Source organism: Labrenzia sp. THAF187b (assembly GCF_009363375.1).
Taxonomy (GTDB): domain Bacteria; phylum Pseudomonadota; class Alphaproteobacteria; order Rhizobiales; family Stappiaceae; genus Roseibium; species Roseibium algicola.
In genome coordinates, this window is record NZ_CP045344.1 from 2,182,417 (window position 1) to 2,197,327 (window position 14,911).

Below are 14,911 nucleotides of genomic sequence, written 5' to 3' on the forward strand. Positions count from 1 at the left end.
GGCTCCAGCGAAGAGGCAACCAGATGGCGGACAAGAAAAACGATATCGAGCTGATGCGCCAGATGCACACGGTTCTCGTGCTGCATTTCCTGGAAGGCAAGAAACAGTCGGAAATCGCCGAACTGCTCAACCTGTCGACGTCCAAGGTGAACCGTCTGATCACCCAGGGCCGCAAGATGGGCATGATCAAGATCGATATCGAGAACCCGTTCCAGCGGTTGACGGATCTGGAAAACCTGCTGGAACAATCGACGCCGCTTTCAAAAGCGCTCGTTACATCGTCCGTCGAAGGCAGCCCGAACACGACGCTGAAGCAGGTCGGGCTTGCCGCAGCCAACCATCTGGTGGAGACCATCCGCGATGGTGACATCATCGCCATCACAGGCGGCAAGGCAGTGGGTGCGGTGGTGCAGAACATCGAGACCGACCGGAAGTTCGACGTCACCGTGGTGCCGCTCACCGGAGGTGTGCAGGGCAAGTACCACACGGATGTCAATCATCAGGCCAGCCTGATGGCCGAGAAGCTCGGCGGCAAGGCACTGCAGCTTCATGCGCCACTCTTTGCCGAAAGCCGGGAACAGCGCGACATGCTGATGGAAGTCGGCTCCATTCGCGAGGTCCTGGACCTGGCACGGCAGGCAACGATCGCTCTGGTCGGCATCGGATCCATCGCGACGCCCGGGTCGAGTTACTACGATCTGCATCCGATGCCTGAATCGGACCGCAAGATGCTGGTTGGCAGTGGCGTCAGCGCCGAATTCCTGGCCTACCTGATGCGCCAGGACGGGACGGTTGCCGACTACGCCCTCAATTCGCGGCTGGTCGCACTGGCGCCTGAAGAGCTGCGGCGCTTCAAGCGCGTCATCGGGGTGACCTCGGGCGATGAAAAGATCTGGCCGATCCGGGCCGTTCTCAACGGAAACTATCTGAATTCACTCATCTTGGACGAGGACACCGCGGGAGCGGTCCTTGCAACCATGGAAGGCAAACAGAATGTTGCATGAAATGCTGACACGCGAGATCGGACGTTCAGGCATCGAGGCGTCGGCTATCGGGCTCGGCACCTGGGCCATTGGCGGCTGGATGTGGGGCGGCACGGATGAAGCCAAGTCGATTTCCGCAATTCAGGCTTCCATCGATGAAGGCATCAGCCTGATCGACACCGCACCGGCGTATGGCCAGGGGCTGTCGGAGGAGATTGTCGGCAAGGCGATTGCGGGCCGCCGCGAAAAGGTGGTGCTGGCAACCAAATGCGGTCTCGTCTGGCACACCCAGAAGGGCAATCACTTCTTTGATTACGACGGCAAGCCGGTGCACCGGTATCTCGGCAAGGATGCGATCGTCCATGAGGTAGAGCAGAGCCTGAAGCGGCTTGGGACCGATTACATCGATCACTACATCACCCATTGGCAGGATCCGACCACGCCGATTGCGGAAACCATGGAGGCGCTGGAAAGCCTGAAGACCCAGGGCAAGATCCGCTCCATCGGTGCCAGCAACACGACCGCCGACGATGTGAAAGCCTATGTGGCTGCAGGGCAGCTGGACGCGATCCAGGAAGAATATTCGATGATCAAGCGCGACATCGAGGAGACCCTGGTGCCGCTCTGCCTCAAGGAAAAGGTTTCAGTTCTGAGCTATTCATCGCTGGCGCTGGGCCTTCTGACGGGCAAGATCGGTCCTGACAGAACCTTCGAAGGTGATGATCAGCGCAAGGACAACCCGCGGTTCTCGGTCGAAAACCGCCGCAAGGTTGCCAGGCTGATGGATGCCATCGCGCCGATAGCGGAGGCCCATGGAGCCACCAAGGCCCAGGTGGTAATCGCCTGGACGCTGCAGCAGCCGGGCATCACCTTCTCCTTGTGCGGAGCCCGTGATCCGGAGCAGGCGCGGGAGAATGCCAAGGCGGGGCGCCTCAGGTTGACCAGTGAGGAAATCGGGCTCATCGGCGATGCCGCCGCGACCCATCTGACCGAACTCGCCGCTTAAGAGACTTCGAAATTGAGATTGGAAAGGGCACCGGGCATCCGTCCGGTGAACGGGGAAGGCATGTCCGAACAACGGCAAGGAAAATGGGACCGTATCGCGCGTGACGGCGCCTTCGACGCCGTTGTCGTCGGCGGCGGTATCAACGGGATCGGGGTCTACCGGGATCTGGCGCTGCAGGGTGTCAGGGTGCTGCTGGTGGAACGGAACGACTTTTGCTCGGGGTGCAGTTCTGCCTTGTCGCGCATGATCCATGGAGGATTGCGCTATCTGGAAAACGGCGAGTTCGATCTGGTGCGCGAATCCCTGCGTGAACGCGACGCACTGCTGGTCAATGCGCCCCATCTGGTCCATCCGCTGCCGACCGTCATTCCCATCGGATCGCTCTTTTCCGGGCTCCTGAACAGCGCGGCAAGTTTCTTCGGCTTTTCGGGTCAGCCATCCAGCCGGGGAGCGGTTCCGATCAAGCTCGGGCTGACGCTTTATGACTGGGTGACACGCAAACGCCGGCTGTTGCCGAAACACCGTTTCCGCGGAGCGAAGGCGACCCGGGATACCTGGCCGGGCCTGACCGGTGCCATCCGGTGTTCGGCCACTTATCACGATGCCTGGATCAGCCACCCGGAGCGGCTCGGTCTGGAACTGGTCAGGGAGGTGGAAGAGGTGGCTCCCGACTGTGTCGCCCTCAACTATGCCTGTCTTGAGCCGGCCGGGAGCGGTTTTGTTGTGCGTGATCAGGTGAGCGGCCGAACGGAAGAGATCTCGGCGAAGATCCTCGTCAATGCCACTGGCGCCTGGCTGGATGATGCCATTGATGAGCTTGCCGGCAATTCCAGCCACGAACGCCTGGTGTCGGGTACAAAGGGATCGCATCTCATTCTCGACAATCCGGCGCTGGAGAAGGCGCTTGGCGGCCATATGGTCTATTTCGAGAATTCGGATGGCCGGGTCTGCATTGTCTTTCCGTTCTTCGGCAAGGTGCTGGCCGGGTCGACGGATATCCGCGTCAAGACGGCCGAACGTGTGCGCTGTGAGCCGGAAGAAGAAGCCTACATTCTGGGCTCGCTCCGGCTGGTCTTTCCGGAGATCGACTTCAATGCGGATGATGTCGTTTTCAGTTACAGCGGCATTCGGCCGTTGCCGAAAAGCGATCATGATTTTACCGGCCGGATTTCCAGGGGCCATTTTACCAAGCGTATCGAAGGACCCGTTCCGCAGATCTGCATGATCGGCGGCAAGTGGACAACGTTCCGTGCCTTTGCCGAACAGGCGACGGACGAAGTGCTCAGCGAACTTGGCCGGACCAGGCAGGTCGGCACCCTGTCGCGCCCGATCGGTGGCGGTAAGGATTTTCCTGATGCTGCCGTGATCCTGGAGCGCGACCTGATCTCGAACCATGGCATTGGCCCCGCGCGCGCCGCGCACCTGGTGGCGACCTATGGCACCACGGCGACGGAGCTGCTGGCCTTTTGCCAGGGCCGGCCGGACGACGAGGCGCTTTCGCCGGAGACGGAAATCACTGCCGCCGAAATCGCCTTCCTCGCCTCCCGCGAAAGCGTGGTGACCCTTGCCGACATCGTGTTGCGGCGGACGACACTCGCCATCCAGGGACTGATGAGTGAAGAGCTGCTCGACAAGCTGGCGGCAATCGCCGGTGAAGAACTCGGCTGGTCCGACGCAGAGTGTGGGCTTCAGCGCGACCGGCTGATCGAAGACCTTTCCACCTATCACGGCGTCTCGTTTGAAGATCGCCGGAACCAAGACACAAGCAGGAGCAGAATATGCGTTTGAGCCCCAAAGCCCGGATGAACCGGATGTTCACCCACGGTGGCTGCCTGGATGTTGCCGTTGATCATGGCGTGTGCAACGAACCGAGCTTCATGGTTGGCCTGGAAGACATGGCCGGTGTTGTCGACACCCTGGTCAGGGCCGGGCCTGATGCGATCCAGATGGCCTATGGCCAGGCGGATCTGTTGCAGTCGCGTCCGGAGAAGGACAAGCCGGCGCTGGTGATGCGCATCGACATGGGCAACCCCTACAATGACCAGCGCCACCGGGTGATGTGGTCGCTGCTGCAGAATGCCGACGAGCCGATCATCGGGGCTCTGGAAATGGATGCGGCTTGTGTCGTCGTGAACCTGTTCATGTTGCCGGACGAGCCGGAGCTGTTTCGCCAATGCGTGGAGAATATCTCAAAGGTGCGCGCAGCCTGCCACAAGTATGGCATGCCGCTGATGATCGAGCCGCTGGTGATGCTGCCGAACGACATCCGGGGTGGTTATCAGGTTGATGGCGACGCAGACAAGATCGTGACACTGGTCCGGCTGGCAAGCGAGATGGGAGCTGACATCATCAAGGCGGACCCGACCGACAACGCGGAAGATTTCCACCGGGTGGTCGAAGCGGCGCGCGTTCCGGTTCTGGTGCGTGGTGGCGGCAAGGAAGACCTGAAGACCGTTCTCCGGAAATCCGCTGCACTGATGCGCCAGGGTGCCAAGGGCATGGTCTATGGCCGCAACATCTATCAGCACGACAACCCGAAAGCGGTGGTTGCGGCACTCATGGCAATGATCCACAACGGTGCCGACGGTGACGAAGCATGGGACATCTATAACCGTGGCTGACGACAGGACTTATCTGCTGGGGCTTGATGCCGGCAACACGGTGATCAAGGCTGTCCTGTTCGATCTGGCGGGCCGCCAGGTGGCGATGAGCGCGCTGGACGGTCAATCGTTTTCACCTGCTCCCGGACATGTTGAACGTGACCTCGGCGAGTTGTGGCGCAATGCGCAAACGGTGATCCGGGAGTGCCTTGAGAAAGCCGGTGTCGAGCCTTCGCAGATCGCGGCGGTTGGTTGCGCCGGGCACGGCAACGGTCTTTACCTGCTGGACAAGGACCATGAGCCACTGCTGGGCATCCAGTCGCTGGATACGCGCGCCGCGGATCTTGCAGGCAAATTGCGTGAGGCGCATGGCGACAGGCTGCACGCCCTGTGTCTGCAGGAGCCGTGGCCGTCCCAGACCCCGACGCTGCTTGCCTGGATCAAGGACAACCGGCCGGATCTTTATGCCCAGACGGGAACCGTGCTCCTGTGCAAGGACTTCATCACCTTCAAGCTGACCGGAGAGCGCGTCAGCGAGATTTCCGACATGTCGGGGTGCGGTTTGCTCAGGTTGCCGGACAATCTCTACGACAGGGAGCTGCTGGAACTTTATGGCCTCGGCGAGGCAGAGCCGATGCTGCCGCATCTGGTCGAACCGGCGGATGTTGCCGGGCATGTCACGGCCGAAGCCGCGGCTGCGACCGGACTGAAGGAAGGGACGCCGGTTGTCGGCGGCTATTTTGACGTGATCGCCAGTGCGCTCGGGTCGGGCGTTGTCCATCCCGGCGAAGCCTCGATCATTGCGGGCACCTGGAGCATCAATCAGGTCTTCTCGGAGACACCGATCGTCGACAAGGCGATGTTCATGGCCTCGGGTTTTGCCACCGGCCGGTTCGTCAATATCGAATCGAGCGCAACATCGGCCGCCAACCTGGAATGGTATGTGCGAGAGCTGGTGGAGCGCGGGAAACATCACGACGATCCGTTCGGCTATTGCAACGCGAGGATCGCGGAAGTCACGCCCGCGGCGGACGACCCGTTCTTTCACCCGTTCCTTTACGGCTCGCGGCTTGGGGCGGACTTCCGCGCCGGGTTCTATGGTCTCGCCGGCTGGCATTCTGAAGGGCACCTGCTGCGGGCCTTGTTCGAAGGGGTTCTCTTTGAACATCGCCGCCATATCGAGGTGCTCGGGAGAACCGGTGTCACGTTCGACCGGGCAGTGCTCTCTGGAGGCGGGTCACGCAGCCCGGTCTGGCCGCAGATGTTCGCCGATTGCCTGGGCGTTCCGATCACCGTTGCGGAAGCTCGTGAGACGGGTGCGCTGGGCGCGGCCATTGGAGGCGGTGTTGGTGTCGGTCTCTTCGCCGATTACGAGACGGCTGTTGCAGCCATGACGAGGGCGCAGAAGGAATACCTGCCGGTGGCTGCGATGAAATCGCACTACGACCGGCGCTACCGGACCTACTGCAAACTGACGGATGCTCTTCGGTCCTTCTGGGCCGATATGCATGTCATGGACGAATAGTCCTCTTGGAGGAATTGCCGAAACGTCAGGATCTTCTAGTGTGAGTGAAACAGCCGGGCGAATTCGCATCGGCGAGCACCCACATATGTCTTTTTTCGAGTTTGCGAAGAAACATAAAACCTGATCAGGATGAGGGTGTTAAAGGGTCTCATCAGTGCCGGCGGAAGATTGCCTGGTCCGGCATGATGCAGATCATCGAAGTTTGGATCGCAGCAGGAAAGACTGCGGACGGGAAATGGGCAGGAAACGGGAAACGACATGAGCGGTCCGACTTCACTCGATGGAACCTACGATTATGTGATCGTCGGGGCCGGAACGGCCGGCTGTGTTCTGGCAAACCGGCTGACCGAGGATCCTTCGGTCAAGGTGCTGCTTCTGGAAGCGGGCGGTTCGGACAATTATCACTGGGTACATATCCCGGTCGGATATCTCTTTTGCATCGGCAATCCGCGCACCGACTGGATGATGAAGACAGCCAGCGAGCCGGGCCTCAACGGACGCAGCCTGGTCTATCCGCGTGGCAAGGTTCTGGGTGGCTGCACGTCCGTCAACGGCATGATCTATATGCGCGGCCAGGCGGCGGATTACGACCATTGGCGTCAGCTTGGCAACGTCGGCTGGTCCTGGGATGATGTGCTGCCCTATTTCCTGAAGTCGGAAGACCATCATGCCGGCAAGTCAGGTTTGCATGGCGGTGGCGGTGAGTGGAAAGTCTCAAAGCAGCGCCTGAAATGGGAAATCCTCGAAGCCGTTCAGAAAGGCGCACGGGAGTTCGGTGTCGAACCGCGTGCGGATTTCAATGACGGCAGCAACGAAGGCAGCGGTTTCTTTGAGGTCAACCAGAATGGCGGCGTTCGCTGGAACACAGCGAAAGGTTTCCTTCGCCCGGCACTGAAACGGCCGAACCTGCGCCTGATCACCCATGCCGAAACCAAGTCGATCCTGCTGGAAGGCAAGCGCGCAGCCGGTGTTACCTTCACCGTGAAGGGGCAGGAAAGGACCGCGCGGGCGGAGCGCGAAGTTCTGCTGGCTGCGGGCGCGATCAATTCACCCAAGCTCCTGGAGCTTTCCGGCATCGGCAATGGCGCGGTGCTGTCGCAGCACGGCATCGAGGTGAAGCATGAACGCGCCGGAGTGGGTGAAAATCTTCAGGATCACCTTCAGATCCGAACGGTCTACAAGGTCAAGAACGCCAAGACCCTGAACACCATGGCCAACAGTCTTTTCGGAAAAGCCTCGATTGCGCTTCAATACGGGTTGATGCGATCCGGGCCCATGTCGATGGCACCCAGCCAGTTCGGCATGTTCACCAAGTCCGATCCGTCGCTTGAAACGCCGGATCTCGAATATCACGTCCAGCCTCTCTCGACCGACAAGCTCGGCGACCCGCTGCATCCGTTCCCGGCAATCACGGTTTCGGTGTGCAACCTTCGTCCGGAAAGCGTTGGTGCGTCACATATTCAGAGCCGTGATAGTGGGCAGCAACCCGACATCAAGCTGAATTACCTGTCGGCGGAAAAGGACAAGCTCATTGCCCTCAAGTCCGTACGTCAGGCGCGGGAGATCATGACGGCCAAGGCCTTGCAGGCCTACCAGCCGGAGGAAATCCTGCCGGGGCCTCAGGTCGCCAGCGACGAGGATCTTCTGAAAAAGGTCGGCGATATTGCCACCACGATCTTCCACCCGGTCGGAACCTGCCGGATGGGTCCGGATGAACAGTCGGTCGTCGATCCTCAGCTGAAAGTTCGCGGTCTCGACGGCCTTCGGGTCATCGATGCCTCGATCATGCCGAAGATCGTTTCCGGCAACACGGCTTCGCCCGTGGTGATGATCGCGGAAAAGGCCGCTGACATGATCCGGATGGAGCAACGGGCCTGAGCTTTTTTGGGTTGGAATAAATCGACGGTGGCCCTTGTGAGCCTCCCTGAACGTTGCCCACCCACTGCCTCATCCTGAGGAAGCGTGTCAGCGCTGTCTCGAAGGATGGACGGCATATTCTGGGCAAGCGGCCCATCCTTCGAGACGGACCTGACGGTCCTCCTCAGGATGAGGGGGAAGTTGGTTGGGCTGAACTGAGTCGAGCTAACTTAAGCTGAGCAAACCTGAATTGAGCTGCTTGCGGCGTGTCCGGCAAGCTTCTGAAATTTCATACCTAATCCGCCGCCTTCACCCGATACGGAACGATACCGCGCTGGCCTGAATCGATGAAAGGTTCCTTGTCGACAGCCGGGAAGGCGCGCTGGTCGCAATTGTCCCTCGGACAGATGCGGCAGTTGACGCCAATAGGCTCGGGCGAGGAGATCTCGTCGACCGCAAGCCCGTCGGCATAGACCACCGCATCGGCATATTGCACCTCGCAGCCGATACCAAGCGCGTAGCGGCGCTCGCCGCTGCGGTAGTCCGGCTGGTGTTTGGTGATGCTGGTCGCCACGCAAAGATAGCGTACTCCGTCAGGCATCTGGGCGACCTGCGAGGTGAACTTGTTGGAGTTCTGTTCAAAGGCCTGATGGACGTTCCAGCGCGGGCAGGAGCCGCCGAATCGGGCGAATTGAAACCGGGTTGCGCTGTGGCGTTTGACGACGTTGCCGGCCCGGTCGATCTTGACGAAGTAGAACGGCAGACCTTTGGCGCCGGGGCGTTGCAGGGTCGACAGACGGTGGCAGACGGTCTCGATGCTGGCGTCCAGCCGGTTGGACAGAAGCTGGATATCGTGCCGCGTTTCCGCAGCGGTTTTCAGGAAGTCGTCATAGGCCAGGATCAAGGCGCCCGCGAAATAGTTCCGCAAGGCCAGCCGCGCGATGCTTTCCGCCGACTTGGTCTTGAACCTTGCCCTGGTGACCTCTTCCGAAATGAGGTCCCGCACACACAGTTCGGCGACGACTGACCCAAGCAGGAAGCTCTTGGTCGATTGCGGAATGGCACTGTAGAGCGCGATGGTGCGGGCGAAATCGTCCTGACGGATCAACGTGCCTCGATAGTCCGGAAATTCCGTGACTGAAATGCCGAAGCGTTCCTGAAGCCAGGTGGTCAGGGCGGTGAACTTCGAAGGGGCTTTTGAAAGTCCGATTTCCAGCGAGAGCTTCTCCGCGGCCCGGTCGATGCTGTCGACGTAATTGTCCATGTAGTGGAAATAGTCGCGGACCTCTTCATAAGCGGATTTCCGAGGTCCGGGACCGCTTTCCGGACTGCCGCCGAGCTGGACCAGATCGTCCTCGTTCGCTTCCCGGTCGTGGTAGGTCCGCAGCGCGCCGTAAAGATCCATGATCGCCTTGGTGACGCCTGGTGCCCGAGTGACCAGTTCATGCACTTCCTGCCGGCCGACGGAAGCCGTCAGAAACTGGGTGTCGGCGAAAATTTCCTGGAGATCCTGCACCACCCGGTCGAGGTCGTTCTGCTCGAAGGCCGACAGATCGACGCCAAAGATCCTGTTAATCGTTAGCAACACCGAGGCGGTGACAGGGCGGTTGTTGTTTTCGATCTGGTTTACATAGGCGGTGGACAGGCCGATTTTCTTGGCAAAGTCCACCTGGGACAGGCCGAAATCCGAGCGGATTTGCCTCAACGTGTGGCCAGAATAGAGTTTTTTGCTCACGCTTGGCTTCCTTCAGGATCAAATTGCGAAACTTTAACATTATGCAGTACGCATTTTAACATTTTACAATAGCCGGATAATCATGAAAAGTCCTGCCACCACGGAGGAATACAAACCCAAGGAACATAGTGATGACCGCTCATTTCGCCTTGCCGACAAGTTCCGCAGTCAATGGTAGCGCCGGCCCGTTCGCCGCAGGCATCCGTTGGCCGATCAACCTCACCGACCTGGTGACGCCGCGCCAGCTGGAAATCATGGTGAAGCTGTGCGAAGGCAAGGTGAACAAGCAGATTGCCTATGAGCTGGACGTGTCGATTGCGACCGTCAAAGCGCATATCCGCAATGCCATCACCCGTCTCGGGGCGAAAAATCGCACCAATGCGGTTGCGATCGTCGCTGCCAACAGCGCGATTTTCCAGAACGCAGCCGCCTGATCTGGTCACAGACCAGCCTTCCGGACATCCAGCCAGAAACCTGTGGGTGTCCGGAGTTGGGCCGAGCTTAAATAACGGAGCTCGACTTTGTTTGATCAGGCGTGCGTCTGACAGATTGTGCAAGCCCCATCGACTGCGGAATATCGCGAAAAAATAAATGCGAACCGCAGCCTGTCTGACGGCGGGACCGCCGTCAGTCGCTTGCATTTGGTCGTCGAAAACCTGCTTCCCGACATCGCTGAACTTACGAGCCGAATGTTTCAGGCAAAGTATCAGGCTGTCCGCTTGATCATGGATGTGCGGATGCTTTCCACCTCCGCGGCGAGGAAGTCGCAAAAGTCCTTGGCGACAATGGAAATCGGCCGGTGGGTCGGTGTGAGTATCGACAGGCTGTTCTGTATGCGCGGCCGGAACGGACGAAAGACGATCATGGGCGGGCCCATGCCGAGCCGACCTTTTTCCTGCGCGTTGTAGGCCGTGATCATGTCGCACATCAGGGCGCAGAGGCCTGCTTCTACGAAGCGGAGCCCATGCCAGGCCGTCTGAAGTTCAAAGCGCTGGTTGAAGCGGACACCGGCATCGCGAAAACGGGCGAGTGTCTGCCTGTGGCTGCGATGTTCTGAATGAAGCAGCGCCAAAGGGTATCCATCCAGTTCAGTCGGGGTAATGACTTCCTTCGAAGCCAGTGGATCGGTCGCGGGGATCGCGCACATGCATTCCAGGTCGAAGTCGATCTGGTCGAAGGAATTTCGGGCTCTCGGTGTTTCTGCAAATCCGATATCGAATTGCTGCGCGGCGATCAGTTCCTCGATTTCGGCTGAGGTTCTGCTGGCCAGGGCAACCTTGACGCTCGGCTTGTCGGCAATGAACTTCGACAGGCTGTTGGGCAGGAAATCGGCCGTCGCTTCCGGTATGCCTGCGACCCGCAGTTGGCCGTGTTCCCGGTTGGCAAGGCCGCGCAGGGTACGCTTGGAAATTTCCAGCCGCTTGAGAATGGCTTCCGCTTCTTCCAGGAAGAATTCCGCTTCCGGTGTCGGAACCAGACGGCCTTGCTCGCGAACGAACAGTTTCAATTCCAGTTCGGTTTCAAGGCCCGCGATTGTGGAGCTGACTGCAGGTTGCGTCCGGCCAAGCGTGCGCGCGGCTTCAGAAATCGAGCCACTTCGCATGACCTCTCGAAAGGTCGCCAGTTGCCGAATAGAAAGATTCATGGTTCTGCGAGAACCGCCCTCTCAAATCTCCACACTGATTAATGTGTCGCCTAAACAGGTGCAGGTCAACACATGCAGAGAATTGTTGTGTATTCTTGTGGGTTTAGCTCAATAAGCGCGAATAATACCAGTCTCGAGTCCGTAATATTGCTATATTACGAAATCGAATGCTTACCTTCGCGTAAGCTCAAGCCGTCCCGACAAGCTAAAGACGATTTCCGGCTGGTCTCAAGGTGCCGGTGACCAGAGCCTTGCAAGATCGAAGGTGTTGACGTCCTCAAGCAGCTCGATAAAGCCGCGTGCCGCGTGATCGAGCGATTGCCGACCCTTTTCGGCCGTGGCAAGCGAGGCGTTGCCGAGTGCGCCCGTTATGTTCAGGTCCTGCGCCTTCCAGCCGTATTGGGCCTTGCCGTGGCCACGCAGATGCTTGAATTCCTGCAGGTATGTTTGCTGTTCCGAGGGAAAATCGGTAGCGAGCTCCATGCGAACAAGATCCGGACGCAGATGTAACATCAGTGATGTTTCGATGTCGCCGCCATGGATGCCGTAGGTGAATTCCTCGTCGGCATACAGCCCGTCGGGCTGACCGAACCGCAGCCAGTTGGTGGCGGTGACGAACATGTCGTGTTTTACGCGCAGCTCCCGCGCCACGATATCCAGAACAGGAACGTTGCCGCCGTGGGAGTTGATCAGCACAAGTTTGCGAATTCCGGCACGAGCGACGCTTTCACCCAGCTCTAGCCAGGCGCGTGTGACCGTGTCCCAGGCCAGGGTCAATGTGCCGGGTGAAGAGATGTGTTCGTCCGATTTGCCGACGGCCTGTACGGGTAGGAAAGTGACAGGCAGACCAGAGGGCAGAAGCTTGAGTACCCGCTTGACCTGACCTTCTGCAATCGTCGTGTCCGTGGACAGTGGCAAATGCGGGCCGTGCTGTTCGATGGCTGCAACGGGAAGAACCGCGATCCAGTCTTCAACTCCTTGCGACTGAAAGTCGAGAGTTGTCATGTCTTGCCAATACGGCTTGGGCAGCATGGATCCGTTCCGCTTTGAAGATACGTCACTTTCTCCTTTGCATAGCGTGTCCGGGCAGGCAAGAGGCGGCAGCAGAACGGCCATTGAGCGAGTGGGTCTTCACGAACTTATGATGCCGGATTCTTAACCGGTGTTTAGAATTTGCTGACGCCATTTTGGGACAATCCGCGCCATGATCGGCGCAATCCTGTCAAATACGCCGGCAACGATCCTGAGAGGAAGCGGTGTCGCGGCTGAACGCGATCCTGGTTCTGGGGAAAATACCCAGGGCCGGGACCAGGCTTCTGCGCGTGCAAGCCAGGCAAGTGCCCAGGCAATCTCTGCCCGTGCCGGCAATACGCCGACCCTGACCGCACAAGCCGTGATCGCCCTGCAGGAAGCCGACGGTTCTGCCGATGCGCCAGGTCGATCCCGCCAGGCAACTGCACCTGGAACTCCCGAGAGCGAAGAGACCGAGACCGGAACACCCGCAAATTCGGCGCCTGCTGGCGACAGTGCTGATGCGGAGGCCGAAGCCGCCAGTGGAGGCACTGGCCAGGCTCAGGATGATGCTGCAAAGGACGAAGATCCAGATGGCGACGGCCTTGACCAGGCCGAGGAAAAGCAGGTCGAGAAATTGAAGCAGCGGGACCAGGAAGTCCGTGCCCATGAGCAGGCACACGCCCGTGTTGGCGGTGCTTACGCAGGGGCGCCCAGCTACACCTTTCAGCAGGGACCGGATGGCAAGCGGTATGCCATAGGGGGCGAGGTCCAGATCGACACCTCCAAGGAGCGCACACCGGAAGCCACGATCCGCAAGATGCAGGTCGTCATTCGCGCTGCGACCGCACCTGCCGATCCGTCTTCCCAGGATCTGAAGGTGGCGCAGCAGGCAAGGGCCCAGATTTCCGAAGCGCAGGCAGAAGTCCGGCAGAAGAAGTCGGAAGAACTGTCCGGGGATGATGACGATGGGAATGTCAATGCCACCTCCGGTTCCGATCCTGAAGCTGCTGGTACCGGCAACGAGACTGGCCGGGACAATTCTGACGGCTCAGATAGTGCCGAGAATGCTGGCGGAACGAGCGGGGACAGCGTCCGGGTAGAAACTGCCGCAGCCATTTCCGCCTATCAGTCCGCAGTGGAGCGGACCAATGAAATCCAGTCCCGTCTGTCCGGGCTGGCCACTTGAGCAGGCAAGCCTGGTCCCGCGTAGAATCGAGACCTGGCTGCAGGCATTTTTTCCTATCGCGGAAACTGGTTTAAGGCGCTGCTCATTTCACCCGGAATGAAGCTTGTCAGGCTGGCACTTGCGTGACAGAAAGACGGCTCCCTTTCGGGCGCTCGCCCTCCCAGAAAATGTTAGCTCCATGTCAGTTTCAATTCAGCGCCAAGCCATTGCTGCGCGTCGTGTCGTTTCGGCGATCTTCTTCATGTGCGGAACCAGTATCGGCACGTGGGCATCGCGAATTCCCAATATCAAGTCCGCAACCGGGCTCGATGAAAGTGGTTTCGGCATTCTTCTGCTTGTCATGGCTTGCGGTGCGTTTGTCGCCTTTCCGATAACCGGAATGCTGATCGACCGCCTGGGCGCGGCGCCCATGACAAAGCTGCTGGCGGTTGCAAACATCATCAGTTTCGTTCTGATCGGTCTTTCGCCCAATGTGGCCTTGCTGACAGCGGCATTGTTCCTGGCAGGGCTGAGCATTGGTGCGCTGGATATTTCCATGAACGGCTGGGGTGCTGAAGTGGAAAAGGCGCTGGAGCGTCCGATCATGTCCTCCTATCACGGGCTGTACAGCCTGGGCGCGGGTGTTGCTGCCCTGGCCGGCGGGCTTGCAATCATGGCGGATCTCAGCGTGCTGTCGCATTTTGTCCTGTGGGGCATCGTCGCGGCGCCATTCCTTGTCTGGTATTGGCGTCAATCCTGGCCGCAGACCAAGACGGAAAACGAAGATGGCAGCAAGGCACCGCTTTTCGCGCTGCCCAAGGGGGCTCTGGTGCTGGTCGGGCTGATGGCGCTGGTGGCAGCGCTGGGCGAAGGCGCAGTAACGGACTGGGCCGCGCTCTATCAGATCGAGGATCTTGGCATTGCCGAGTCGATCGCGCCCGCCGCTTTCACGATTTTCTCTATCGCCATGGTGATCATGCGCCTGTCCGGTGACAAGGTGATCGCCCGCTTCGGGCCGGTGCTGACCGCGCGGGTCAGCGGTATCGTCGCGCTGCTCGGGTGCATCCTGCTGGTCTCCGGCGCAGGTCTGTGGTCTGTGTGGGCCGGCTGTTTCGTGATGGGCCTTGGATATGCGGTGCTGTTTCCGTTGGCCATGTCGCGGGCAGCCAGTGATCCGCACATGTCGAAAGGCGCTGCCCTTGCGGCCGTTGCGACACTTGGCTATGGAGCTTTTCTGTTCGGTCCGCCGCTGCTCGGGTTTGTTGGTGACTATCTCTCGCTGAGAGCGTCGTTCATCACCGTTGCGGTGCTGACGGTTGCCATTCCGCTGCTTGCGGGGGCGCTCAAGGTCAAGGACTGACGGACACTGTGGAGACGGTTC

General features: G+C 59.6%; 12 protein-coding genes. 9 read left to right on the forward strand and 3 right to left on the reverse strand.

The window, feature by feature from the left end:
- Nucleotides 1-23 precede the first annotated feature (23 nt).
- The 6 genes from FIV03_RS10100 to FIV03_RS10125 all read left to right on the forward strand — a co-directional run bounded on the left by FIV03_RS10100 (nt 24) and on the right by FIV03_RS10125 (nt 7,992).
- Nucleotides 24-1,004, forward strand: coding sequence for a sugar-binding transcriptional regulator (locus FIV03_RS10100; RefSeq protein ID WP_055661135.1), 981 nt, complete (start codon nt 24-26; stop codon nt 1,002-1,004).
- On the forward strand, nt 994-1,989 hold the full coding sequence (locus FIV03_RS10105) for an aldo/keto reductase (RefSeq protein ID WP_152509470.1): 996 nt from the start codon (nt 994-996) through the stop codon (nt 1,987-1,989). The genes FIV03_RS10100 and FIV03_RS10105 overlap by 11 nt, the downstream gene beginning before the upstream one ends.
- Nucleotides 1,990-2,049: 60 nt before the next feature.
- Complete coding sequence (locus FIV03_RS10110) at nt 2,050-3,777, forward strand: glycerol-3-phosphate dehydrogenase/oxidase (protein WP_173013978.1); 1,728 nt, start codon at nt 2,050-2,052, stop codon at nt 3,775-3,777.
- Nucleotides 3,768-4,610 carry a class I fructose-bisphosphate aldolase gene (locus FIV03_RS10115; protein ID WP_152509471.1) on the forward strand — a complete coding sequence of 281 codons (843 nt, stop codon included), beginning with the start codon at nt 3,768-3,770 and terminating at the stop codon, nt 4,608-4,610. The genes FIV03_RS10110 and FIV03_RS10115 overlap by 10 nt, the downstream gene beginning before the upstream one ends.
- Nucleotides 4,603-6,114, forward strand: coding sequence for an FGGY-family carbohydrate kinase (locus tag FIV03_RS10120; protein ID WP_152509472.1), 1,512 nt, complete (start codon nt 4,603-4,605; stop codon nt 6,112-6,114). The genes FIV03_RS10115 and FIV03_RS10120 overlap by 8 nt, the downstream gene beginning before the upstream one ends.
- A gap of 258 nt (nt 6,115-6,372) precedes the next feature.
- Complete coding sequence (locus tag FIV03_RS10125; protein ID WP_152509473.1) at nt 6,373-7,992, forward strand: GMC family oxidoreductase N-terminal domain-containing protein; 1,620 nt, start codon at nt 6,373-6,375, stop codon at nt 7,990-7,992.
- Between the two features lie 274 nt (nt 7,993-8,266).
- Here FIV03_RS10125 and FIV03_RS10130 read toward each other — a convergent pair whose 3' ends face one another.
- The gene (locus FIV03_RS10130) at nt 8,267-9,706 is read right to left on the reverse strand and encodes a helix-turn-helix transcriptional regulator (protein WP_152509474.1); all 1,440 of its coding nucleotides are present in this window, start codon (nt 9,704-9,706) and stop codon (nt 8,267-8,269) included.
- 131 nt (nt 9,707-9,837) lie between these two features.
- On the opposite strand from FIV03_RS10130, the gene FIV03_RS10135 reads away from it, so the two are divergent.
- Nucleotides 9,838-10,140: a LuxR C-terminal-related transcriptional regulator gene (locus FIV03_RS10135; protein ID WP_077291702.1), complete on the forward strand. Its 303-nt coding sequence runs from the start codon at nt 9,838-9,840 to the stop codon at nt 10,138-10,140.
- A gap of 272 nt (nt 10,141-10,412) precedes the next feature.
- Here the strand turns inward: FIV03_RS10135 and FIV03_RS10140 are convergent, their stop codons facing one another.
- Together FIV03_RS10140 and FIV03_RS10145 are read right to left on the reverse strand one after the other, a co-directional pair.
- Nucleotides 10,413-11,351 carry a LysR substrate-binding domain-containing protein gene (locus tag FIV03_RS10140; protein WP_152509475.1) on the reverse strand — a complete coding sequence of 313 codons (939 nt, stop codon included), beginning with the start codon at nt 11,349-11,351 and terminating at the stop codon, nt 10,413-10,415.
- 228 nt (nt 11,352-11,579) lie between these two features.
- A complete protein-coding gene (locus FIV03_RS10145; RefSeq protein ID WP_152509476.1) occupies nt 11,580-12,383 on the reverse strand; it encodes a creatininase family protein in 804 nt (267 codons plus the stop codon).
- A gap of 172 nt (nt 12,384-12,555) precedes the next feature.
- Between FIV03_RS10145 and FIV03_RS10150 the strand changes: the two genes are divergently transcribed.
- On the forward strand, nt 12,556-13,551 hold the full coding sequence (locus FIV03_RS10150) for a putative metalloprotease CJM1_0395 family protein (RefSeq protein WP_152509477.1): 996 nt from the start codon (nt 12,556-12,558) through the stop codon (nt 13,549-13,551).
- A 178-nt stretch (nt 13,552-13,729) separates the two neighbouring features.
- Nucleotides 13,730-14,890 carry an MFS transporter gene (locus tag FIV03_RS10155; protein ID WP_152509478.1) on the forward strand — a complete coding sequence of 387 codons (1,161 nt, stop codon included), beginning with the start codon at nt 13,730-13,732 and terminating at the stop codon, nt 14,888-14,890.
- Nucleotides 14,891-14,911: the final 21 nt, after the last annotated feature.